This window comes from Altericroceibacterium endophyticum, from assembly GCF_009827595.1.
GTDB classification, from domain to species: Bacteria; Pseudomonadota; Alphaproteobacteria; order Sphingomonadales; family Sphingomonadaceae; genus Altericroceibacterium; species Altericroceibacterium endophyticum.
In genome coordinates, this window is sequence record NZ_WTYT01000006.1 from 126035 (window position 1) to 149005 (window position 22971).

At 59.7% G+C, this 22971-nt stretch carries 20 protein-coding genes; 13 read left to right on the forward strand and 7 right to left on the reverse strand.

Annotation, left to right across the window (positions count from 1 at the left end; all coding sequences use genetic code 11):
* Nucleotides 1-157 precede the first annotated feature (157 nt).
* The 12 genes from GRI91_RS13635 to GRI91_RS13690 all read left to right on the forward strand — a co-directional run bounded on the left by GRI91_RS13635 (nt 158) and on the right by GRI91_RS13690 (nt 13579).
* Nucleotides 158-532, forward strand: a complete 375-nt coding sequence (locus tag GRI91_RS13635) for a hypothetical protein (RefSeq protein WP_160737245.1) — start codon at nt 158-160, stop codon at nt 530-532.
* Between the two features lie 200 nt (nt 533-732).
* Nucleotides 733-1344 carry a lytic transglycosylase domain-containing protein gene (locus GRI91_RS13640; protein WP_160737246.1) on the forward strand — a complete coding sequence of 204 codons (612 nt, stop codon included), beginning with the start codon at nt 733-735 and terminating at the stop codon, nt 1342-1344.
* Nucleotides 1344-1649 (forward strand): TrbC/VirB2 family protein, encoded by a 306-nt coding sequence (locus GRI91_RS13645; RefSeq protein ID WP_160737247.1) that lies wholly within the window; start codon nt 1344-1346, stop codon nt 1647-1649. Before GRI91_RS13640 ends, GRI91_RS13645 begins: the two co-directional genes overlap by 1 nt.
* Before the next feature lie 12 nt (nt 1650-1661).
* Nucleotides 1662-1946, forward strand: a complete 285-nt coding sequence (locus tag GRI91_RS13650) for a VirB3 family type IV secretion system protein (RefSeq protein ID WP_160737248.1) — start codon at nt 1662-1664, stop codon at nt 1944-1946.
* A 21-nt stretch (nt 1947-1967) separates the two neighbouring features.
* Nucleotides 1968-4394, forward strand: a complete 2427-nt coding sequence (locus GRI91_RS13655; RefSeq protein WP_160737249.1) for a VirB4 family type IV secretion/conjugal transfer ATPase — start codon at nt 1968-1970, stop codon at nt 4392-4394.
* Nucleotides 4391-5560 (forward strand): TrbL/VirB6 family protein, encoded by a 1170-nt coding sequence (locus GRI91_RS13660; protein ID WP_337190377.1) that lies wholly within the window; start codon nt 4391-4393, stop codon nt 5558-5560. Before GRI91_RS13655 ends, GRI91_RS13660 begins: the two co-directional genes overlap by 4 nt.
* On the forward strand, nt 5557-6351 hold the full coding sequence (locus GRI91_RS13665) for a TrbG/VirB9 family P-type conjugative transfer protein (protein ID WP_160737250.1): 795 nt from the start codon (nt 5557-5559) through the stop codon (nt 6349-6351). The genes GRI91_RS13660 and GRI91_RS13665 overlap by 4 nt, the downstream gene beginning before the upstream one ends.
* Complete coding sequence (locus GRI91_RS13670) at nt 6351-7451, forward strand: TrbI/VirB10 family protein (protein WP_160737251.1); 1101 nt, start codon at nt 6351-6353, stop codon at nt 7449-7451. Before GRI91_RS13665 ends, GRI91_RS13670 begins: the two co-directional genes overlap by 1 nt.
* Nucleotides 7448-8464: a P-type DNA transfer ATPase VirB11 gene (virB11, locus tag GRI91_RS13675; RefSeq protein ID WP_160737252.1), complete on the forward strand. Its 1017-nt coding sequence runs from the start codon at nt 7448-7450 to the stop codon at nt 8462-8464. Before GRI91_RS13670 ends, virB11 begins: the two co-directional genes overlap by 4 nt.
* Nucleotides 8465-8562: 98 nt before the next feature.
* Nucleotides 8563-10710, forward strand: coding sequence for an RNA degradosome polyphosphate kinase (locus GRI91_RS13680; RefSeq protein WP_160737253.1), 2148 nt, complete (start codon nt 8563-8565; stop codon nt 10708-10710).
* Nucleotides 10707-12212: a Ppx/GppA family phosphatase gene (locus GRI91_RS13685; RefSeq protein ID WP_160737254.1), complete on the forward strand. Its 1506-nt coding sequence runs from the start codon at nt 10707-10709 to the stop codon at nt 12210-12212. The genes GRI91_RS13680 and GRI91_RS13685 overlap by 4 nt, the downstream gene beginning before the upstream one ends.
* A gap of 86 nt (nt 12213-12298) precedes the next feature.
* Entirely contained in the window at nt 12299-13579 is a 1281-nt protein-coding gene (locus GRI91_RS13690) for a spinster family MFS transporter (protein WP_160737255.1), read from the forward strand.
* Between the two features lie 5 nt (nt 13580-13584).
* Here GRI91_RS13690 and GRI91_RS13695 read toward each other — a convergent pair whose 3' ends face one another.
* Genes GRI91_RS13695 through GRI91_RS13705 form a run of 3 tightly spaced genes read right to left on the reverse strand, consistent with a single transcriptional unit; the run spans nt 13585 to nt 17827 of the window.
* On the reverse strand, nt 13585-15066 hold the full coding sequence (locus GRI91_RS13695; RefSeq protein ID WP_160737256.1) for an efflux transporter outer membrane subunit: 1482 nt from the start codon (nt 15064-15066) through the stop codon (nt 13585-13587).
* Between the two features lie 8 nt (nt 15067-15074).
* Nucleotides 15075-16646 carry a DHA2 family efflux MFS transporter permease subunit gene (locus GRI91_RS13700; RefSeq protein WP_160737257.1) on the reverse strand — a complete coding sequence of 524 codons (1572 nt, stop codon included), beginning with the start codon at nt 16644-16646 and terminating at the stop codon, nt 15075-15077.
* On the reverse strand, nt 16646-17827 hold the full coding sequence (locus tag GRI91_RS13705; RefSeq protein WP_419866841.1) for an HlyD family secretion protein: 1182 nt from the start codon (nt 17825-17827) through the stop codon (nt 16646-16648). Before GRI91_RS13705 ends, GRI91_RS13700 begins: the two co-directional genes overlap by 1 nt.
* 106 nt (nt 17828-17933) lie before the next feature.
* Here GRI91_RS13705 and GRI91_RS13710 point away from each other — a divergent pair, with 106 nt between their 5' ends.
* A complete protein-coding gene (locus GRI91_RS13710) occupies nt 17934-18368 on the forward strand; it encodes a MarR family winged helix-turn-helix transcriptional regulator (RefSeq protein ID WP_160737258.1) in 435 nt (144 codons plus the stop codon).
* Nucleotides 18369-18461: 93 nt separating this feature from the next.
* On the opposite strand, the gene GRI91_RS13715 is transcribed toward GRI91_RS13710, so the two are convergent.
* The 4 genes from GRI91_RS13715 to GRI91_RS13730 all read right to left on the reverse strand — a co-directional run bounded on the left by GRI91_RS13715 (nt 18462) and on the right by GRI91_RS13730 (nt 22927).
* Nucleotides 18462-20084 (reverse strand): GMC family oxidoreductase, encoded by a 1623-nt coding sequence (locus GRI91_RS13715; RefSeq protein ID WP_160737259.1) that lies wholly within the window; start codon nt 20082-20084, stop codon nt 18462-18464.
* An 88-nt stretch (nt 20085-20172) separates the two neighbouring features.
* The gene (locus GRI91_RS13720; RefSeq protein ID WP_160737260.1) at nt 20173-21159 is read right to left on the reverse strand and encodes a glutathione S-transferase family protein; all 987 of its coding nucleotides are present in this window, start codon (nt 21157-21159) and stop codon (nt 20173-20175) included.
* A gap of 90 nt (nt 21160-21249) precedes the next feature.
* On the reverse strand, nt 21250-22263 hold the full coding sequence (locus tag GRI91_RS13725) for a DNA topoisomerase IB (protein ID WP_160737261.1): 1014 nt from the start codon (nt 22261-22263) through the stop codon (nt 21250-21252).
* Nucleotides 22264-22309: 46 nt separating this feature from the next.
* Nucleotides 22310-22927 (reverse strand): LysE family transporter, encoded by a 618-nt coding sequence (locus GRI91_RS13730; RefSeq protein ID WP_160737262.1) that lies wholly within the window; start codon nt 22925-22927, stop codon nt 22310-22312.
* Between the last annotated feature and the right edge of the window lie 44 nt (nt 22928-22971).

The following is a 22971-nucleotide window of genomic DNA, read 5'->3' on the forward strand; positions in this document are numbered from 1 at the left end:
GGAAATATTTAACTCTCGGAAATATATGACAAATAAGACATGCCCTTGTCGCATTTCCAAATGTTACACTTTCATGACTATGTTTCATTTTTGTTGCAGTTTGACGGCATCAGGCCGAAACTCTCCTTCATCAAAATAATAAAACAGGAGAGTGACGATGTCTGGCATCCTTGCAGCAACAGCAATCTTCGCCGTTCTTTCACCCACGCAGGCGATTGTTGATCAGCAGACCCAATCGAGCGAACTCGATGCGGCCTATAATGAACTGGCCAGCGACAATGTGGCCGCCGCCATTGACCAGCTTGAAGCACGCGTGGCGACAACCAATGACCCCGCGCAGATGATCAATCTTGGCACAGCCTATGCGCGCGCCGGGCGAACCGCCGATGCGGCATCCATGTACCGCGCCGCCATTGCCAGCGACACGCGCTACACTCTGGAACTGGCCGATGGCAGCTGGGTGGATTCCCGCCGCGCCGCACGCCTTGCGCTATCCACGCTGGATCAGCCGCAGGCAATCGCCCTTCGCTGACCCGGAAGCGCGCAGCTTTCATCTGCGCGTTTTGAATGATGTAACTCCCTGCCGGATAGTCATCAAACATGGCTGTCCGGCATTTTTAATGCCAGAGCGCAGGCATTGAAGACGGCTCGACTGCGGGATTCAGTCACAGCTCAAACTTCTGTCACTAGCTTGTCATCTCTTGTCTTCATCAGGGTTCGCGGAGGGCCCCGATGATTCTTTTTCTACAGCGATTTGCCGTATTTAGCGCGTTGGCCGCATTTGTGGCTGTGCCTGCTTATGCGGATGTGCTGGAAATCGGGGGTGAAGGCGCACGTTGGATCAATGGCCCGCAGGCCAGAGCGCAAAACAGCCCTGTTGATGGCGAGATGAACGCGCTGGGCCTCCCCCGCGAGGCGATGGCCAATTTGGTCGCACATCAGCGCGACATTCCGGCACTTTATGCTGCCAAAGTTACCGAATTATCGGCCCGTTATGATCTCAGTCCGGCCCTGATCGAGGCGCTGGTGTGGCAGGAAAGTCGCTGGCGCGAAAATGCCCGGTCGCCAGTCGGCGCGCGCGGACTGGCCCAGCTTATGCCCGCAACCGCGCGTTATCTGGGCGTAGACCCCGATGATCCGGCCGCCAATCTTGAAGGCGGGGCGCGCTATCTGCGCGAACAGCTCAACCGTTTCGACGGCGATCTCGAAAAAGCGCTCGCCGCCTATAATGCCGGCCCCGGACGCGTCATCCGCGCCGGCGGCATCCCTAAAATAGCCGAAACGCAGGCCTATGTCGCATCGATCATGGGCCGGCTTTCCAACCATTCCCGGAGTTCCGATTGATGCGTATGCTGTTCCGTCTCGCCATGCTGGCCATCATGGCTTTGCCTGTCACTGCTCATGCGCAGCAGGCCACTGACCCGCAGGGGTCAGGCCCGATCGTGGCCGCACTTGGTTGGTTGCAGGGCACCTTGCTCGGCAATGTCGCCACCGCCGTCGCCGTGATGGCCGTGGCTGCCGTTGGCTTCATGATGCTGACCGGCCGGATGAACTGGCGCTTCGGCGCGACCGTTATCATCGGCTGTTTCGTTCTGTTCGGCGCAGCCTCGATCGTCTCCGGCATTCAATCCGCCGCCGCAGTGGGTTGAGGAGGAAGCACGATGAACCAGCTCGTCCGACATCCGGTGCATCGTGCGCTGACACGCCCCCAAATGTTTGCGGGCGTGACCTATAATTTCTTCATCATCAATGCCGCCGTGACCACCGAACTGTTCCTGATTTCAGGCAGTTTTCTGGCGCTGCTCGCAGCGCTGATCATTCATGGCATCGGCTATTTCGCGTGTCTGCGCGAACCGAGAATTTTCGATCTGTGGATGACACGGGTCAGCAAATGTCCGCGGGTCCGAAACTGGAAACGCTGGGGCTGCAACAGCTATGCCGCATGATGCGGTGCGAGGGGGTTCGCAATGACTGCTAAATGGCTCGGAGCCGCGGCGTGGAACGCCAAGGAAGCGCGCGCGGGCGACCGTCTTCCTTATGCCCGTCTGGTGGATGATCAGACGATGTTGCTGCGTGACGGTTCGCTGATGATGGCATTGCAAGTCCCCGGCCTGCTGTTCGAGACCGAGGATACCGACGCCCTCAACGCCCATACGGCCACACGCGAAGTCATGCTGCGCTCCAATCTGGATGCGCGCTTCGTCCTCTATCATCACGTCATCCGCCGCCGCGTGGAAGTGGATCTGGAAGCCCAGTTCGATGATCCGCTATCCGCCCATATCGATCAGCGCTGGCGTGAAAAGCTGGCCGACGGTTCGCTGTTCATCAATGACCAGTTCGTCACCCTCATCCGCCGCCCCGCACGCGGCAAGGCCGGTCTGGCAGAGAAATTTTCCGCCATGCTGCAGCGCCGCGGGAAGGATGACATCGAAGCCGACCCCAAGGCTCTGCGCGCGCTGCGTGCGGCCGCGCAGGCCTTCACTGCATCACTCGGTGATTACGGTGCCCGATTGCTGGGCGATTATAGTGGCAATAATGGGCAGGTTAATAACGAACTGCTGGAATTGCTGAGCGCCCTTTATAATGGCGAGATGCGCCCGGTGCGCAAACCGGCTGACGATACCGATATCGGGCAGATGCTGCCCTATCGCCGGGCCAGTTTCGGGCTGGATGCGATGGAATTGCGCGGCGCGCAGGGCAGCGATTTTGCCACCATGCTCAGCCTGAAGGATTATCCCGAGGCGACTTCCCCCGGTCTGCTCGATGCGCTGCTGCGGCTGCCATTCGAAATGACGGTGAGCGAAAGCTTCGCCCCGCAGGAACGGCAAACCGCGCGCGAGAAGATTGATCTGTCGCTGCGCCGTCTGCGCTCCGCCGATGAAGAAGCTCAGTCAGAACGTGCGGATATGATGGCCGCACGCGACGAACTCGGCAATGGATCGGTGATCTTTGGTGATCATCACCTCACCGTGCAGGTGCGTGAACGCAGCCTGTCGCGGCTGGATGATGCCAGCGCGGCCTGCGCGGCGGCCCTGGCCGATGCAGGCGCCATCACCGTGCGTGAAGATACCAATCTGGAACCCAGTTTCTGGGGCCAGTTGCCCGGAAATGAAACCTATCTGGTCCGCCGTGCACTGATCTCCAGCGCCAATATGGCCAGCTTCGGCTCCCTGCATGGCTTTGCTCTGGGGCAGGCCGAGGGGAACCATTGGGGCGATGCCGTCACCCTGCTGCAAACCACCAGCGCGACGCCGTTCTTCTTCAATTTCCACAATGGTGATCTGGGCAATTTCAGCGTTATAGGCCCCTCCGGTTCCGGCAAGACCGTGGTGATGAATTTCTTCGCCGCACAGGCTCAGAAGTTTCGTCCCCGCACCATCCTGTTCGACAAGGATCGCGGGGCAGAATTGTTCATTCGCGGCATTGGCGGGCGATATGACCGGATCCATTCAGGCGAGCCATCGGGCTTCAATCCACTGGCCCTGCCCGACAGTCCCACCAATCGCGCCTTTTTGCGGGACTGGCTGGGCGTACTTCTGAAAGCCGAAGGTCCAGAGGAACTGGCCACGATCAGCCAGGCGGTGGATGCCGCCTATGCCAATGATTCCTCGCTTCGCCGGCTACGGCATTTTCGTGAATTGCTCTCCGGTGCGCGCCGCCCGCAGCCCGGCGATCTGGCAGATCGCCTGTCGGCCTGGATCGATGATGGGGAGCATGGCTGGCTTTTCGATAATGCCGCCGATCAGCTCAATCTGTCATCACGCGCGCTCGGCTTTGACATGACCGCGCTGCTGGAAAACCCGCGCCTGCGCACGCCCACCATGATGTATCTCTTCCACCGGATTGATGAGCGGCTGGACGGAGAACCGACCATGATCCTCATCGATGAAGGTTGGAAGGCGCTGGATGATGACGTGTTCGCCGCACGTATCCGGGATTGGCTGAAAACGCTGCGTAAACGCAATGCGCTGGTGGGTTTCGCCACCCAGAGCGCCCGTGATGCGCTGGAAAGCAAAATTTCGACCGCGCTGGTGGAACAGACGGCCACCATGGTGTTCATGCCCAACGCCCGCGCTAGGGCAGAGGATTATTGCGACGGTTTCGGGCTCACCGAACATGAGCTGGCGCTGATCCGGTCACTGCCCGCACATAGCCGCTGTTTCCTGATCCGTCAGCCGGATGCCAGCGTGGTGGCCCGGCTGGATCTGTCCGGCGCGCCCGAAGTGCTAACTATCCTGTCTGGCCGTGAAAGTTCGGTCCGGCGGCTCGATACTCTGCGCGCCACGCTGGGCGATGCCCCCGAAAAATGGTTCCCGGCTCTCACCGGTTGCCCATGGCCGGGTGAAGTGACCAGCGATGAGGACGCGTTTCAGATTTCGGAGGCTGCGGAGTGAATTCCGCCAGCTGCCAGATGGCCATGGATCAGGTTGGCAGCGGGATTGCCGCCTCGCTGCGCGGTGTCGATTGCGCCGCCAATGCAATGACCGAAGCCGCCTTTGGCAGGCTCTTCGGATCAGGCGGCGCGCTGATGCCGGCGTTGACCATTCTGCTGACGCTCTATGTCGCCTTCTTTGCTTTCTCGCTGATCACAGGCCGCAGCCGGATCGGTGTTTCCGCACTCACCCCGCGTATGATGACGCTGGGTTTCGTGCTGACCTTCGCCACCAGCTGGGTCGCCTATCAAAGCGTCGTGTGGAATCTCGCCACCGGCGCACCGGACCAGATCGCTGGCATCCTGATGGGCACTGCCGGATCGGCCACTGACACTTTTGCGCGCAAGATCGATATCGTTTTCGGCGCCCTAGTGGAGGCCAGCGGCGGTCAGAATATGGAAGGGCCAGCCTCGGCCTTTTCCCCGCAGGGATTGCTCTGGATGGGCGGCACCTTGCTGCTGCTGGGCACGGTTGGCGTGCTGGTCACGGCCCGGATCGCGCTCGCCGTCTTGCTGGCACTGGGCCCGGTGTTCGTGGTGCTCGCTTTGTTTCAAGGGACGCGCGGCCTCTTTGTCGGTTGGCTCAAAGCCGTCGTTCTGCTTGCCCTGACACCCTTATTCGCGGTCCTTTCCGGATCACTGATGCTGGAACTGGCTGTGCCGGTGCTGTCCGCGCTGTCGGAAACGCCGGGGCAGATCAATCCGCAGCCTGCCATGGGCTTCTTCCTGATCGGCTGCGTCCATGCCGCGCTGATGGTGCTGGTCATGAAAGTTGCCGGCACAATGGTTTCGGGCTGGAGCGTTTTCGGCCTCGCCCCGGCGCAAGGGGCCGCTGGCAGCTCTGCCCGGCAAGCTGGCAGAAATAGCACGCCCGTGCCGGCTGCCAGCATGGCCATGCGGCAACCCGCCAGCAGCGCTGCGGCCCGCGACATCCGCGTTGCTGCAACCCTGCCCAGCGCAGCCAATGACAGCGGCTCTGGCCGCGCGGGGCAGCGCGAAACGCGCATTGTCACTGTCCCCGCCGCAATAGCTGGCGGCAGTGCCAGCTCTACATCTTCCACAGTTTCGCGCGCTCGCGGCATCGGCAGCCGGTTCCGCGCCACACGCTCTACGGAGACAGGTAAATGATACGCGGTTACGCAAAAATCGCATTGCTCGGCGCAGCCATGCTCGCAGTTCCGGCGCAGGCATCCGATCCGCGGCTGGTGGATCATCTCTTCAATCCGGATGAAGTCGTCCGGATCGATGGCCGGATTAATGTGCAGGCGACGATCAAATTTGACGAAAACGAACATATCGAAAATGTCGCGATCGGAGATTCATCGGCATGGCAGGTCACGCCGAACAAGCGCGCCAACCTGTTATTCGTGAAACCATTGGAGCAGCGCGCGGGCACCAATATGACCGTCGTAACGGACAAGCACACTTACTTTTTCGATCTGGTCGCAGGCGCGAAGCAAACGCCGCTTTACGTCCTGTCTTTCAGCTATCCCGAAGAGGTGAATTCCGCCCCTGAAATGGCGATTCAGCCCGTGCAGCAACCCAATGATGTGGAAATGGCCGCCGCATCGGACCCCTATGCGGTGGTTGATCCGGCTCAGTTGAATTTCGCCTGGGAAACATCCGGGGACGCCAATCTCCTGCCCTCGCGCGCCTATGATGATGGCGAGGCGACCTTCCTCACCTGGGCTCCGGGCAAGGCCCTGCCGGCCATCCTCGTGCGTGATTATGAAGGCACGGAAGGTCCGGTGAATTTTGCCGTACGCGGCGATGTCATCGTGATTGACGGCGTACCACGTGAAATCCTGCTGCGATCGGGTGAAGATGTCGCAATGCTGAAAAATACAGGCCCTGTGCGGCAGCCCCATTCCGCCACCAACCAGCAATCGGCGCTTGCCCGCGCCGCGGAGAACCAGTGATGCGCCTCGCCACACGATTGCCCGAGGGAAAGGGGCAAACCGCCCATAATGATCAGGATCCGCGCGACAATGCGCCTGCGGAAGTCATCGATCTGGCCAGCCGGACCGCCTATCCCACAGTGACGCAGCGCAAGGGGCCATCCGATGCGCTCGGTCTGGCCGCCGGGGTCGGCTTTGTCGCTTTGCTGGGGGCCGCCACCCTGTGGGGCCTCAACGCATCGCGGATGGATGAAAGCGCGCAAAATCCGGCCAGCAGCACTGCCGTGCCGACACCGGCGCCAGCCGTGACAGAGCCGGTGCAGCAGCCAGCGGAAAAACAGCAGGAAAACCCCGCCCCCAAACCGGCCGCACCGGCACCGGTTACTGCGCAGGCACCACAAGCCGCTCCGCAAGCTGCCGCCAATCCTTACGCCACGCCGACCGTGGTCTTCGATGCCAGCAATATGCCCGCCCCTGCGGCTCCGGCAGGCCCGGCAGGCGAACCGACCGGAAATAGCGCGAATGATTTCGCCAGCCGGATCGGCGGCGTGGGCGGCGCCCCGGCGCAGGCGCGCGTCGATGTCGATCCCGGCACCACGGTTACACAAGGCACGATGATTCCGGCCATTCTGGAAACGGCGATCGATACCGATGTACCTGGCTATGTCCGCGCCGTGGTCAGTCAGGATGTGCGCAGTTTCGATGGTACACGCGTGCTGGTGCCGCGTTCTTCGCGGCTGATCGGGCAATATCAGTCGGGCCTCCAAAACGGCCAGAAACGCGCCTATGTCATCTGGACCCGGCTGATCCGGCCGGACGGTGTTTCGGTACAGATCGCCTCCCCCGCGACGGGTTTTGACGGACGGGCGGGCCTGCACGGTGATGTCGACAACCATTTCTTCAAACGCTTTGGCTCGGCCATGTTGCTATCGGTGATCGGCGGCCTGACCACCGTGGCCAGCGGCGGCACCTCGGTTATTCTGGGCGGCGGGGAAAGCGCGGCGGCAGCGGCCATATCCCAAAATGGCCAGATCAGCCCGACTGTGCGCGTGCGGCAGGGTGAACCGATCCGCGTCTTCACTGCGCGCGATCTCGACTTTTCGCGCGCACCGCAATTATGACCGCTGCTGTGCATAGAATGCCGGTCCCGGATGACGACGCCGCACCGCAATTGCCGGGCGGCAGTGTTTATCTCGATGCCTATCTCGCGCCGTTTCGTGAATGGCTGGAGCGCGACACGGTCACCGAAATATTGGTGAACCGACCCGGCGAAGTATGGGTCGAAGACGCGGCACAGCCGGGCATGCAGCGCATCGAAACACCGTATATAGACAGCCGTCTGGTACAGCGTCTGGCCGAACAAGTCGCCCGTGTCAGCCATCAGGGCATCAACCGGGAGCACCCTCTGCTGGGCGCGACCCTGCCCGATGGGGCGCGTATCCAGTTTTGCGGCCCGCCTGCCACACGGCGGGACTGGGCGATGGCCATCCGCCGGCATCGCCGGTTGGATCTGCCGCTGGATGCCTATGACACCGGCCCGCTGACGCCCCCTGCAGCGGAGGATTTGCCCGATCCCTGCGCCCAGCCGATCGCCTTTTTGAGGGCCGCGATTGCGGCGCGCAAAACCGTCCTGATCTCCGGCGGCACGTCCACCGGCAAGACCACCTTTCTCAATGCCATGTTGGGCGAAATCCCGCGTGATGAGCGCGTGGTGCTGGTCGAGGACACGCCCGAACTGAGACTACCCGGTGCCAATGGCGTCGGGTTGGTCGCAGTGAAAGGCGAATTGGGAGAGGCCAAGGTGACACCGAATGAACTACTGCAGGCTGCCTTGCGCCTGCGTCCTGACCGAATCGTGCTGGGCGAGTTACGCGGCGCGGAAAGCGTCAGCTTTCTGCGCGCGATCAATACCGGCCATCCCGGCAGTTTCTCCACCATTCACGCCAATTCCCTGCGCGGTGCGCTGGAGCAATTATCACTGATGGTGATGCAGACCGGGATCGGTCTGACACGCGAAGACACGATTGCCTACGCGTCCTCCGTCATCGACGTCATTGTGCAGCTGGGACGAAGCGAGGGGAAGCGCGGCATCACCGCCATTGCCCGCAGCGAAGATCTGCTCGAGGCGATCTGATTTTGAAAATCCACGAGCCGTTTGAAAAGCAAGCCAGTCAAACAAGCGTAACTTGCTCCAGCCACAGCGGCGCGACTACAACAAAGAACATGGATGCAATGGGCACCAATATTGAGCAACAGACGGCCACGCCCAGCGTCGGCCCACAAGACCGCTATTTCAATCGTGAGCTGAGCTGGCTTTCTTTTAACGAGCGCGTTCTGGCTGAAGCCTGCAACACCAATTACCCGCTGCTTGAGCGGCTGCGCTTCCTGTCCATATCGGGCAGCAATCTCGATGAATTCATGATGATCCGCGTCGCCGGCCTTGCCGGGCAAGTCCGCCGGGGAATCGAAAAGACCGCGATTGATGGCCGCACCCCATCCCAGCAGCTTTCGGCAATTCGGGCAAAAGTGCGCGAGTTGGAACATCTCCAGCAAAGCACACTAAGAGATCTCAAAGTGCTGCTGGCGGATGAAGGTGTGCATATCGCCAATGATGAACGGATCAACGGTGAAACATCACGCTGGCTGAAACAGTATTTCCTCGATCATATCGTCCCGGTGGTAACGCCGCAGGCAATTGATCCCGCGCATCCCTTCCCCTTTGTTTCCAATCTGGGAATGGGTGCGCTCTTCACCCTCACCCGGCTGGAGGATCAGAGCCAGCTGGTCGAAATGATCCTGATCCCTGCAGCGGTGCCGCGCTTCATCCGTATTCCGGGTGAGGAAGCGACTTACGTAGCGATTGAAAGCCTGCTCTGCCGCTTTGCGCATCTGCTCTTTCCCGGTTTCCGGATTGAAGGGGACGGCGTGTTCCGCGTCATCCGCGACAGCGATATCGAGGTGGAGGAAGAGGCCGAAGATCTCGTCCGCTATTTCCGCAGCGCCATTCAGCGCCGCCGCCGCGGGCGTGTCATCCAGCTGGAGCTGGACCGTCAGTTTGATCCCGATGCGGAAAAACTACTGCGTGAACAATTGGGCCTGAAAGACGCCATCGTCACCAAAAGCGACGGCATGTTGGGGGTTAGCGGCCTTTCCAGCATCGTCGATGAAGACCGGCCCGATCTGAAGTTCGAGCCCTTCTCTCCCCGCTATCCCGAACGGGTGATGGAGCATGATGGCGATTGCTTTGCCGCCATCAGCGAAAAAGACATCATCATCCATCACCCATATGAAAGTTTCGAAGTGGTGGTGGACTTCCTGCGTCAGGCCGCGGCCGATCCCGATGTCGTGTCGATCAAACAGGCGCTGTACCGGGCGGGTCATCAATCAACCGTGATTGCCGCCCTGATCGCCGCGGCAGAGGCAGGAAAATCCGTCACCGCAGTGGTGGAGCTCAAGGCTCGGTTTGACGAGGAACAGAACCTTCATTGGGCCAGCCAGCTGGAGCGGGCCGGGGTTCAGGTGATTTACGGTTTCGTCGACTGGAAAACCCATGCCAAGGTATCCATGGTCGTGCGGCGTGAGAAGAACGGCTATCGCACCTATTGCCATTTCGGGACCGGCAATTACCACCCGGTTACAACCAAGGTTTACACCGATCTGAGCTTCTTCACCGCCGATCCCAAGCTGGGGCGCGATGCAGCGAAATTGTTCAATTTCGTCACCGGCTATGTCGAGCCGCATAAGACCGAAATGCTCTCCATCTCCCCCATCGATCTGCGTGAAAAGCTCTATGCAGAAATCGACCATGAGATCGAGAATGCGCAGAAAGGGCGCCCGGCGATGATCTGGGCCAAGCTGAATTCGCTTACGGAAAAGGGGATAATCGACCGCTTCTATGAAGCCAGTCAGGCCGGGGTTCATATTGTCCTGGTGATCCGCGGTATTTGCAGTCTGCGGCCCGGCATCGAAGGATTGTCAGAAAATATCACGGTCAAATCGATCATTGGCCGGTTTCTTGAACATAGCCGGATCTGGGCCTTCGCCAATGGCTATACGCTGCCCTCGGCCCGTGCGCGGGTCTATATTTCCTCCGCCGATGCCATGTCGCGTAATCTGGACCGCCGGGTGGAAACATTGGTCCCCATCCGCAATCCGACCGTGCATGATCAGATTCTGGAACAAGTGTTGGTTGCCAATCTGCTCGATACAGAACAAAGCTGGTTGCTTGATGAGGATGGTCATTATGAAAGAGTCGAAAGTGATGGAAACGGCTTCAACTGCCATCGCTATTTCATGACCAATCCTTCACTTTCCGGGCGCGGCGGCGCTCTGGCGCCAGGCGGCGTCCCCAAACTCACCCTGCGCAAGGGAGCGATATGACAAAATCCCAACGGCATTCGACACGGACCAGGCATAACGCTGGCGAATGGCCCGATCGGGCCGTCATCGATATCGGCTCCAACACCGTCCGGATGGTTGCTTATGCCGGCTCTCGCCGTGCACCGATGGTGTGGCTGAATGAAAAGGTCACGGCCAAGCTGGGGCGTGAACTGGATGTCAGTGGCCGTATCCCCGACAAGGCCAGCGATATGGCGCTGACCGCATTACGCCGTTTCCGTACTATTCTGACCGACCTTGAGATCGAGGAAGTTCTGCCGGTTGCCACTGCGGCTGCGCGCGATGCCGAAAACGGGCCTGAATTTCTGGATAAGGTTCGCGAAGTGGGACTGGATGTGCGCTTGCTGTCCGGATCGGAAGAAGCACAACTTTCCGCCCTCGGCGTGATTGGCGCTTTTCCAAAGGCACAAGGCGTGGTCTGCGATCTGGGTGGTGGCAGTCTGGAACTGGTTTCGGTTGATGATGGCGAAACGCATGATGGCTGCAGCCTGCCGCTGGGTACACTGCGCTTGCCAGTATTGAGCGAAGACGGGCCCGATACATTCAAACGCAAGGTTCACAAATCCTTCCAGAAGGCTGGCTGGGCTGCGGCTCATCCCGGCCCGCTCTATATGGTTGGCGGTACATGGCGGGCCTTTGCCACTTATGCGATGCACAAGCTGGATACCCCACTGACCGACCCGCACGGCTTCACGCTGTCGGTCGATGACGCCAGCAAACTGGCCAAGAAGCTGACACGCAGTGATGCGGATATGCTGTCTGACATCGACGGGATTTCTTCGACCCGGGCCGCAGCCCTGCCCAATGCCGCAGCCATGCTGCGCATCATGCTGAATGAGCTGGAGCCCGATCGGCTGGTTTTTTCGGGATGGGGCCTGCGCGAAGGGTTGCTCTATCGCGATCTGGCACCTGCCGTTAAAAGTCAGGACCCGCTGCAGGCCGGGGTCACCCAGTTTGCCCGGCCACGCGGTGGCTCCGCCACCAGGGCTGCCATGATCGCCGCATGGAGCATAGATGTGGCCAATGGCACGCAAGGCGGAGAGCGGCTGCGCCTCGCGGTCACTATGCTGGCCCTCGCACTCGCCCAGACCGAGCCCAATCTGCGGCTCACAATGGCGCGGGAATGGACACTTCACAAACGCTGGCTTGGTGTGAATGATTGGCAGCGCGGAATGATGTGCGCCGCCTTGCTCGCTGCATGTGGCGAAACGAACGTCCCCGAAGACCTAACTACATTATGCCCCGCCGAAAGACTGAAAGAAGCCGTGTCGTGGGGCCTTGCCATTCGTCTGTCACGCCGTCTGGGCGCCGGGTCGCGCAGTTCGATGCTATCCACATCACTGGCGCTGCAAGACGATTGTCTGACCTTGCGCTTTGACGAAAACCGGGCGACGCTGGATGGCGACACCGTGCGCAAGGATCTGAAAAATCTCGCAAACTGGATGGGACTGGATCACAAGGTCGTTATTGGAGACAAGGTCTAGCGCAGCTTTCCCCGGCCCGATAGAAGCGTACCCGGCTTAGCATTCCTGCGTATGGGTCCACTTCTTCAAAGGCTGATCGCTGCGACATGACCATATCCGAAAACTCGCTTGATACAGCATCGCCGCGCAAGACAGGGCTGGTCCTGCTCATGTTGCTGGTGGTCTATATCTTCAATTTCGTGGACCGGCAGATCATCGCCATTCTAGCCGCACCGATCCAGAACGAGCTTGATCTGAGCGATAGCCAGATGGGCTTGCTCGGGGGGCTCGCCTTTGCTCTGCTCTATTGCACGCTGGGTGTGCCACTGGCGGCGCTGGCTGATCGCAAGAGCCGCAGCTGGGTCATCACTCTTTCACTTGGTGTGTGGAGCCTGTTCACGGCCTTATGCGCCGTCACGCAGGGCTTCTGGCAGCTGTTCCTGGCCCGTATCGGCGTGGGTGTGGGGGAAGCGGGAGGCGTCGCACCATCCTACGCGCTGATCGGTGATTATTTTCCCAGAGAACAGCGCGCGGTTGCACTATCGATCTATTCGCTCGGAATTCCCGCAGGGTCGGCTCTGGGGATTTTCGCAGGCGGCTACATCGCGGCCACGATCGATTGGCGCATCGCCTTTTTGGTGGTGGGGGCCGCCGGTTTATTGACGGCGCCCTTGTTCAAATGGGTTGTCCGTGATCTGCCACGTGACCGTGTGACGGCACCAGCCAACCAGCCGGGTTTCGCTGCCACCTGGCATTGCCTGTCCAGCAAACCATCATTCTGGCTGATGGCTTTGGGCGCCGCCTGCGCATCAATGATCGGATATGGCATATCCTTCTGGCTCCCAAGCCTTTTGCAGCGCAGTTTCGGGCTGAGCCTGATCGAAAGCTCTCAATTTTTCGGCTTGCTCATCCTGATGGGCGGAACCTTGGGCATTTTGGGAGGTGGCACGCTGGCGGATTGGTTGGGTCAGAAAAACCGCGCATTTTACGCGCTGGTACCTGCCATCTGTTTCACCATTGCCGTGCCGCTCTTCGTGCTGGGCATCGGCACCGATAATGCGTGGCTGGCTTTCTTCCTGCTACTGGTGCCGCAGACGCTGGCATATGTCTGGTTCGGCCCCTTGCTGAGCGCGGTGCAAAATCTGGTCCCTACCAATCAACGGGCGACCGCCTCTGCCCTGTTCCTGCTGATCGTCAATCTGCTGGGCCTTGGTGGCGGGGTCTATGCGCTGGGCGCGATGTCCGATGCGCTCACACCCTATTACGGCACAGAGGCGCTGCGCTATTCCACAATTTACGGCCTGTCATTATACGCGCTGGCGGCAATATTGCTGTTCTTTGCCGCGCGCTACATCGCCCGCGACTGGGTTCGGGAACAAGCAGCCTGATCACTTTACTGGATGGAATTGCCCGCTTCAGCGTCACTCCAGCCCAGTCCCAACGCCTTTTGCAGTGTGATGAAATCGGACGTCAGACTGGCCTTGGCACGTGACAGGCTTTCTTCGCTGGCGATCAATTGCCTGCGCGCCATGATCACGTCTGCCAGGGAGACGATACCGCCGCGATAACGCTGTTCCGTCAGGTCGACATTTTCGGCAGCACTGGCCCGTGCACGTGCCAGACCGGCAACGGCCTTACGCGCATATGTGTAGCTGGAGAGCGCATCTTCCACTTCGCGCAGCGCATTCAGCACCGTCTGGCGATATTGCGCCTCGGCCAGATCGCGGCCCGCTTCGGATTGCAGAACGCGCGCATTGTTACGGCCGAAATCCAGCACGCTCCATTTCAGCTGCGGCGCGGCAATGGCAGTAAAGTCATCCAGCTTGAACAAATCACCCGGCTCCGTGCCGCCCAGCCCCAGCAGGCCAAGAAAGCTGAGACTAGGAAATTTGGCCGCCTCAGCCACGCCGATCCGCGCATTGCTGGCCGCCAGCTTCCGCTCCGCCGCGCGGATATCCGGGCGGCGTTTCAACAGGGTTTCAGGATCGCCGACTGCCACCTTTGCGGGCGGCAAAGGTGCATCTTCAACCTGATCCACCCAGCCATCTATCGTGCCCGGGACCTGCCCGGTCAGTATGGCCAGCGCATTGGCCGCGGCTTCCATGTCGGATTTGAGCGAAGTGGCCTGCGCGCTGCTGCTTTCATATTGCGTGCGCAGCCGTTCCACATCGATGCGCGAGGCCGTGCCGGAGGAATAGCGCTGCTCCATCAGGGAGACCAATTGCAGGTTCATGGCATTTGTCTGGTCGGCCCGCGCAATATCTGTCTGACGCTGACGCAAATTGACATAGGCCTGCGCCACGGCAGTTGTCAGCGACAGACGCGCATCGGCCGCACTCGCTTCCGCCGCGCCGAGTTCGGCACGCGCCGCCTCGACCGTGCGTGCGCGTCCACCGAACAGATCAAGCTCCCAATTTGTGGTCAGACCCAAATTGTAAATATTGGCGGATTGGGACCCATTATCGCCCGCATCAGCCTCTCCTCCCTGAGGCGGCGTCCCCGCATCCTCTTCCGTACCCAGTCCAAGGCCCGGTATGCGCAGATGCGCATAGGCCGCCTGCGCCCCCACTGAGGGCAGCCCATCGGCGCGATCCAGTTGCAGCGCACCGCGCGCCTGATCGAGACGGGCGCGGGCAACAGCGAGATCGGGACTGCCATCAAGCGCAGCCTGTTCCAGCCTGTTCAGAACCGGATCGCCCAATGCTTCCCACCAATTGGCCAGCCCCGGCTGTGTCTGCGCGATATCATCGCCTCTCACAAAGCTGGAGGAACCTTCTGGTGCGGCCGGCAACACGCGAGGCGCGCCAGCATAATCGGGGCCCATGGTACAGGCACCAAGCGCTAGGCACGCAGCCGGGATGAAGAGTTTTCTCATAGACTGTCTCAATGCATCGGCGCTGCAGAAACACCCTTTGGCAGGGGCTTGAGCAGCAATACGAGAGGGGTAACGCAAAATGTCAAAAGCGCCATGGTCCAGAAAATGTCATTATATGCCATGACTAGGGCCTGCTGACGGATCACGCCCGCCAGTGTCCGCAGGGCCTGTTCCGCCCCGCCCACCGTCTGCGCAATGCCGGCCATATAATCCTGCACCATCACGCTGTTGGCGGACAATGTTTCCTCAATTCTGCGCGAATGGAACCACAGGCGCTGGTCCTGAATGGTGGCGATACCGGCCAGCGCAAATGATCCGCCCAGATTACGGGCGGCGTTGAACAGGCCGGAGGCATCCCCTGCATATTCACGCGGCACCGCAGAAATCGCCGCCTGGTTCAGGAAGACAAAGGCCAGAATCGTCCCCACACCGCGCAACAACTGGGATTCAACAAAGGCGCTCCCCGTGGACATGGCATTCATTTCGGTATCGACGTGGCAGCTCAGAGACAGGATCAGCAGGCCAGCCGCCACGGCCACGCGCAAATCCAGATGCCGCATTAAAAAGGGTGTAAAAGGCATCAGCATCAAGCTGGGAATGCCGGATATCATCACCACTTTGCCGGCTTGCAAAGCGTTGTAATCGGCAATGGCCGCCAGGAATTGCGGAATCACATAAGATGTTCCGTAAATGACCATGCCCAGGATCATCGCCATGATCACGACGCTGCCAAAGACCGGTTGAAACAGCAATTTAAGCCGGATAACGGGCGATTTGGCGTACATCTGACCGGCCGTCAGCAACAGGAAGCCAAAGACGGCCGCCGCGGTCAGCTGGATGATCAGCGCAGAATCGAACCATTGTTCGCGGTGCCCTTCTTCCAGCACCACGGTGAGGCAACCAAGCCCCAGCGACATGCCTATAATACCCAGCCAGTCCGCTTCACCCAGCAAATCAAATCGCGGTTTACGCCCCGGCAGTCCGACCAACAGAAGCACAGCCAATCCAGCGCATACCGGCACGTTAATTAGAAACGCGTAATGCCAGCTATAGGACTCCGTCAGCCAGCCCCCGAGCAAGGGGCCTATCACAGGCCCCAGAATGGCGGTGACACCGAACAAGGCTGTGCCGATGGGCTGTTGATGCTGCGGCAGGCGCGTGGCGATAATCGTCATCGCGGTTGGGATCATCGCGCCGCCGGTAAAGCCTTGCCCCGCACGGCCAATAATCATCGTGGTGAGATTGTCCGCCGTCCCGCACAGGATCGAAAACCCGGTAAACATGAATGACGCAACCAGCAGGAATGTGCGCAAGCCAAATAAGCGTTCCAGCCAACCGCAGAGCGGGATGATGATGATTTCCGCCACCAGATAGCTGGTAGCGATCCAGGTGCCCTCTGTGCCGCTGGCCCCGATATTACCCTGAATTGTCGGAAGGGCGGAATTGACGATCGAAATATCGAGCGTGGCCATCATCGCGCCGAGCGTGCCAGCCATCACGGCGAGCCAGTCGGCAACGCTGGCCCGTTCGCGTTCGCCCCCTGCCATTGGGGCGGAAGAACTGTGCGCTGCGCCCGCCATCAGTTGCGGGCCTGGCTCCGCTGGGCTTCATCGGCCTGAACGTCGTTCAATTCACCCTCTGCCGAACGTGTATCGACCGTCACTTCAACCGACATGCCCGGTACGAATAGGGCCTTGGTATCTTCACTGGCATCCACCGCGATGCGCACGGGAATACGCTGCACGATCTTGGTGAAATTGCCGGTCGCATTTTCAGGCGGCAACAGAGAGAATTGCGCACCAGTGCCCGGGGCGATGCTTTCCACATGGCCGTGCAATTCGATGCCCTTCAGGGCGTCAACTTCAATTGTCACCGGCTGGCCCGGCCGCATCATGCCAAGCTGCGTTTCCTTGAAATTCGCCTTAATATAAATTTGCTTAACCGGAACGATCGACATCATGCGCGTGCCTGATTGCACAAATTGCCCGACGCGCACGGTCTTGTTGCCGATGCGGCCATCAATGCTGGCTTCCAGCAAGGTAGACCCCAGATTGACATTCGCCTGCGACAATTGCGCCTCGCCCGCTTCGCCCTGCGCCTGTGCCTGACGGACTTGTGCTTCGAGAGTGGCAACGCGCCGGCGTGCGGCAGTCAATTCTGCGCGGGCGGAGGCCACTTGCGCCAGCGATTGCTGCAACTGGTTGCGCTTTTGCGACAGGATCTGTTTCGGCTCTGCGCCGGTAGCAACCAGCGGTTCATACCGAGAAACTTCTGAACGGGCGAAGTCGAAGTCGGCCTGCGCAGCAGCCAGCGAGGCCTTGGCGCTATTGACTGCGGCCTGCTGCTCGGAAACCTGCGCACGAACGCCAGCGGCATTGGCGCGGGACACGTCGATCTGGGCCTGGGCCTGTTCTGCGCTCGCTTCGTAATCGCGCGGGTCGATCCGCGCCAGCGGGTCGCCCTTTTTCACGGTCTCGTTTTCATCGACGAAAACTTCGTCCACATAACCGGAAATTTTGGGGGCAACCGTCACTGAGTCTGCCTGAATATAGGCATCATCCGTGCTCTGCATATATTTACCGACAGTCTGATACTGGATGAACCAGACCACTGCCAAAATCGCCAGAACAATCACGATACCAAGCAAAACCAGCCGGACGCCGCGCCTTTTCAACGGCGGTATGCGCTGCTCTGACGGCTCAGGTGCCATGTCCTGGTCCTGTTCCATCACAGCGTCCTGCTCATCCTGATTCGTATCCATGGATCTACTTTCACCAAATTCAGTAACGACTCATAGGCTCAATTCGGCTTGCCATGTGGTCTTTCCAACCCCATATGGCAACACCATATATTGTGGCCCCTCAACAATGACCGATATCGAAACAACCGTAACTGCATTCGCTGCGCTTTATCTCAAATTTGTGCGTCAGCTCGATTCGCGCATGGCCGCCAATGGCGTTTCGTTGTCGCGTACAAAGATTCTGCTCTGTCTGCAAAAGCGCGGACCGATGCGCAGCACCTCGATTGCCGACATTTATAATCTGGCTCCGCGTACCGTCACCGAATTGATCGATGCGCTGGAAAAGGATGGCTTTCTTGAACGGCAGCCAGACCCCTCTGACCGCCGGGCCAAGCTGGTGTCGCTGACACCCGAGGGGATCGAAGCGGTAAACAAGACAGAGCCGCTTCGCCGCGAATTGGTGGACCAGATTTTCGGAATTCTCGACACGCGCGAACTTTCGGAATTCCGTGGGATGCTGGACAAGCTGTCGCTGGCACTGGATGAATTACCAGACGATTGAGTTCACCAAATGCAGAGCTGGCTCGAAAGCGGCTCTGCATTCGCTGACGTTTCAAGGCGGTGCCTTTCAGGCCGAAGGTCGCCCATCTCAGCTTCAAGCAGCCACCTTTTTATCATTCCGGATTTGCGCCAGCACATGGTCGCTGGCTTTGTCACCGATCATGATCGATGTGGCATTGGTATTACCCGCTGGCAGGCTGGGCATGATCGACGCATCGGCAACCCACAGTCCGTCCACCCCGTAAAGGCGGCACTCGCTGTCGACCACGGCCATGGGATCTGCCTTCGCGCCCATTTTTGCCGTGCCGACAGGGTGATACATCGGAATGGTCGCCGCTCGCACATAATGCGACAGCGCCTCGTTGCTCGCCAAATTCTCACCCGGCCTGACTTCCGACAGAACAGTGGAAGCAATGGCATCCTGTCCCATGATCTTGCGGGCAATCTGTATGCCTTCGACCAATTGCAGCACGTCATCCTCATCGCCCAGCAGCAGGTGGGAAATCTTCGGCGCGTCATGCGGATCATTGGAACGCAATGTTACCGTGCCGCGCGAAGAAGGGCGCATCAACGCGATAAAGGTGGAGACAGAGCTTTTCTTGCTCAGCGCCAGATTGCCCTTATCCGTGACGTCGAAAGCGAAAGCGGAAAAGGCCAGCTGCAGATTGGGTGCGGGAAGATCTTCTCTGCTGCGCACAAACGCCTGAGCATGGCCAATGCCGGTGGTGAGCGCGCCAGAGCGCTTCACCGCCAGTGACAACAATTGTTTCAGGCCGGCAAGGCCGCGGGAATCATCATTCAATGTGTGCGCATCGACGGTATTGACCAGATGCGTGCCCGGATGCTCCTGCAAATTCTGCCCAACGCCGGGAAGATCGATCACGGGATCAATCCCATGCGCCTTCATTTCCTCTGCCGGACCAATGCCGGACAGCATCAGCAGGCGCGGCGTATTCAGCGCACCGGCGCTCAGCACCACACCTGCGCGCGCCGTTATAATGCACTCCTGCCCATCTTTGACGATGGCGATGCCGGTTGCGCGGCCATGCTCAACGATGATGCGTTGCACCTGCGTTTCCAGCATGATCTGCAGATTGGGGCGCTTCTTTTCCAGATAGCCGCGCGCGGCGGACCAGCGCATTCCGGAGCGCTGCGACAGCTGAATATAATCGACACCCTCGGCCAACTCGCCATTCAGATCCGGCGATCGCGGATAGCCAGCCTCTTCGACTGCGGCGACCCATTCCCCGGTGATTTCATAGCGTGCGCGGACTTCGGAAACTGCAATCGGCCCGCCTGTGCCGCGCCATTCATCCTCGCCGCGTTCATTGTCTTCCATCCGGCGGAAATAGGGCAGCACGGATGCGTAATCCCAACCCGTGGCGCCGAGCTCGGCCCAATGGTCATAATCCCATTTATGCCCGCGCACGAACATCATGCCGTTGATGGCACTGCCCCCGCCAAGGCGTTTACCGGCGGGCCAGACATCGGGCCGCCCGCCAACAGAAGCATCAGGTTCCGCGCGGTAGCACCAGTCAAAATCAGGCGTCTGGACGATATTGGCCATCAGGGCCGGAACACGCGAGCGTATATCCTTGTCGGACTTACCGGCCTCCACCAACAGGACGTTGACACCCGCATCGGCCAGCCGACCCGCACAGGCCGCACCTGCACTGCCGCCGCCGATTACGATGATATCCGGTTGTTGATCTGCCATGGTCCCTCTCCGTCTTTTGTAACGCTTGTTATAATGGACTGGCGCCGGGAGGCAATCTTTCCCTTTCCAGCTTTATTCACCGCCTCGGTCAGGCGGCGCTGTCCTCCGCCGCACAATCCCAGATGCCGCGCCCTTCCAGCTCGGCCCGGTTATGCAGCGCGGCATAATCGACCTCCGGCCCGATCGGGATGATCCCATTGGGATTGGCGAGTGGGATGGAATAATAATCGGGTTTGATCACGTCCTGCCTGATCGTCTGGGCGATGCCCGGCCATTGATACAGCTCACGCAGATAATTGCTCAGTGCCGGATAATCCGCGATGCGGCGCAGATTACACTTGAACGCGCCATGATAGGCAATGTCGAAACGCACCAGCGAAACAAAGGCCCGCCAGTCGGCTTCCGTGCAATATTCCCCGGCGAGATAGCGATTCTGCGCCAGATGGCTTTCCATCAGATCCAGCGTTTCGAATACCCCATTGGCGGCCGCTTCATAGGCCGTCTGCGCAGTCGCAAAACCGGCGCGATAGACGCCATTATTCAGCCCCGGATAGATGATATCATTCCAGTGATCGATCTGCTCGTGCAGCGCATCCGGATTGAGATCGAGATAATTACCAGTATGGCCGTTAAACGCGCTGTTGAGGATGCGGATGATATCGGCACTCTCATTATTGACGATGCGCTGCGTTCTGCTGTCCCACAGAACCGGCACAGTCACTTTCCCGGTGTAGTGCGGATCATCCAGCGTATAGAGCCGGTGGAGGGGATAGGGCCCCTCTTCCCCGTCCGGACCTTCATCATAGGTCCAGCCTTCCTCGCCGCGATGACCGATGGAAATCGGGACAATTTCCTCAAGCTGTTTGAGCGCGCGCATCGCCAATGTGCGGCCCGCCCACGGGCAGGCCCAGGCCACCCACAGGCGATATCGCCCCGGCTCGGCAACAAATTCTGCGTCGGGGTCAGACGAAATGGCAGAACGATAGGCGCTGCTCGGCCGGTTATATTCGCCCGCTTCCGATTGATCGGGGTCGGGCAGTTTTTCCACCCATTGTCCATTAAGCAATCCGGCCATTACGGTCTCCTGTCAGGTTATGCCGATCAGCAAATGGACCGGCGAAATGAAGCTCTGGCGGCGGATCATTCGCTCGCGCCGAGATAAAGGTCATGCAGCAAGCAATTCACTTGCTGCAGGGCTGATTTCCAGCAAGGCGATCAGGCCGCGCTCTTCGCGGCTGAGCCAGCGGGTCTTGCGGGGAAGTTTCAAGGTGCTGCGCCATGCGACCTGCTCATCGATCTGGGCAATAATCGCCGGATGCACATAGCTCTTGCGCGCAATTGCCGGCGTATTTCCCAGTCGGGCGCTTACCTGCTCCATCATCGCCTTGATCGTCAGTAGATCAGGCGAACGGACCAGACAGTCAAAGGCCAGCACGCTGGCATGCCAGGTGCGAAAATGTTTGGCAGTGAAATGTTCGCCCATGGTTTCACACAAATAGGCATTCACTTCGGAGGAGCCGACATTGTGCGCCTCCCCTTCATCATCGATATATTGGAAAAGCCGCTGCCCCGGCAGGTCCTGCATCGCCTTGACGAAGCGCACAAGACCGCGATCGGTCACTTTGACACAGCGGTCCTTGCCCGATTTCGCGCGGTATTTCAGCGTTAATGTCGACCCTTTGATATCGGCATGGCGCCGCCGCAAGGTCGTGGCACCGTAGCTCTTGTTGCTTTTTGCATAGACATCATTGCCGATCCGCACGACTCCCAGATCCAGCAGCCTGATAACGCTGGCCAGCGCCCGCTCTCTGGTCGGCTTGCCTGCCTTCAGGTCACCTTCCACCCTTTTTCGGACCAGCGGCAGCAATTCGCCAAAGGCGAGACAGGCATCAAATTTCTCGCCCTCTCGCATCGCTCTGAACTCGGGGTGATAGCGATATTGCTTGCGGCCTTTATCATCGACGCCCGTGGCCAGAATATGTCCGTTATCAGCCGGACAGAACCACGCATCCCGATAGGCTGGCGGAAGGCCAATCGCGTTCAGCCGTTGGCGCTCGGCACGTTCCTTGATGCGGATGCCCGTTGGATCATAATAGGCCCAGCCACGGCCCGCTCCGCGGCGCGTGATACCGGGCAGATCGTCATCGACATAAATCAGTTTGGGGGGCGTGCTTGCCATGGGTCTGGTAAACGCGCCATGCGGATCGCGGGTTCCCCGCCCCCGGTTACGGGCGGCAGATCATATAACCGCCCGCCGCAACACAGCCCGCACCGGCGACCATTTTTACCGGCGCGGCGGACAAGCGCCCTGGCCAGCGTCGAATGATCGCGCGCGCTGCAAAGGCATAGCAACATTTCACGCTGAATATTGCCATGAAGGTCAGCGCCGCGATCAACAGCATATCCGGCCCGCGCAGAACCGCCACATCCAGAAATGCAGGAAACAAGGCCGCATAAAATGCAATGGCTTTTACATCGCCCAAAGTCAGACCCAGTCCGGCAAGCAAACTGAACGCCCAGCGCCCCGAGGCAGGCACATGCCCGACTTCCGGAACTTTACCCGCATCGCGCAGCAAGCCAATCCCCACCCAGATGAGATAGGCTGCGGCCGCATATCGCAGGATGCCGAACAGACTGCCCATCCAGACGGACAAAACGCTCATCCCGGCACACGCCAGCCCCACAAACAGAACATCGCCCAGCGCCACCCCCACGGCCGCCGCAACGCCATTGCCTGTACCGAACCGGCTCGATCGCCAGACCACCAGAGCCACGCTGCTGCTGGGCAGTGCGGCCAGAGCGAGCATCGCCCCAAAGAAGGGGAGCAACTGATCAAACCCCACGAAAATGCCTTTCCATTTCCCAAGCCCGCCAACACAAAACTATG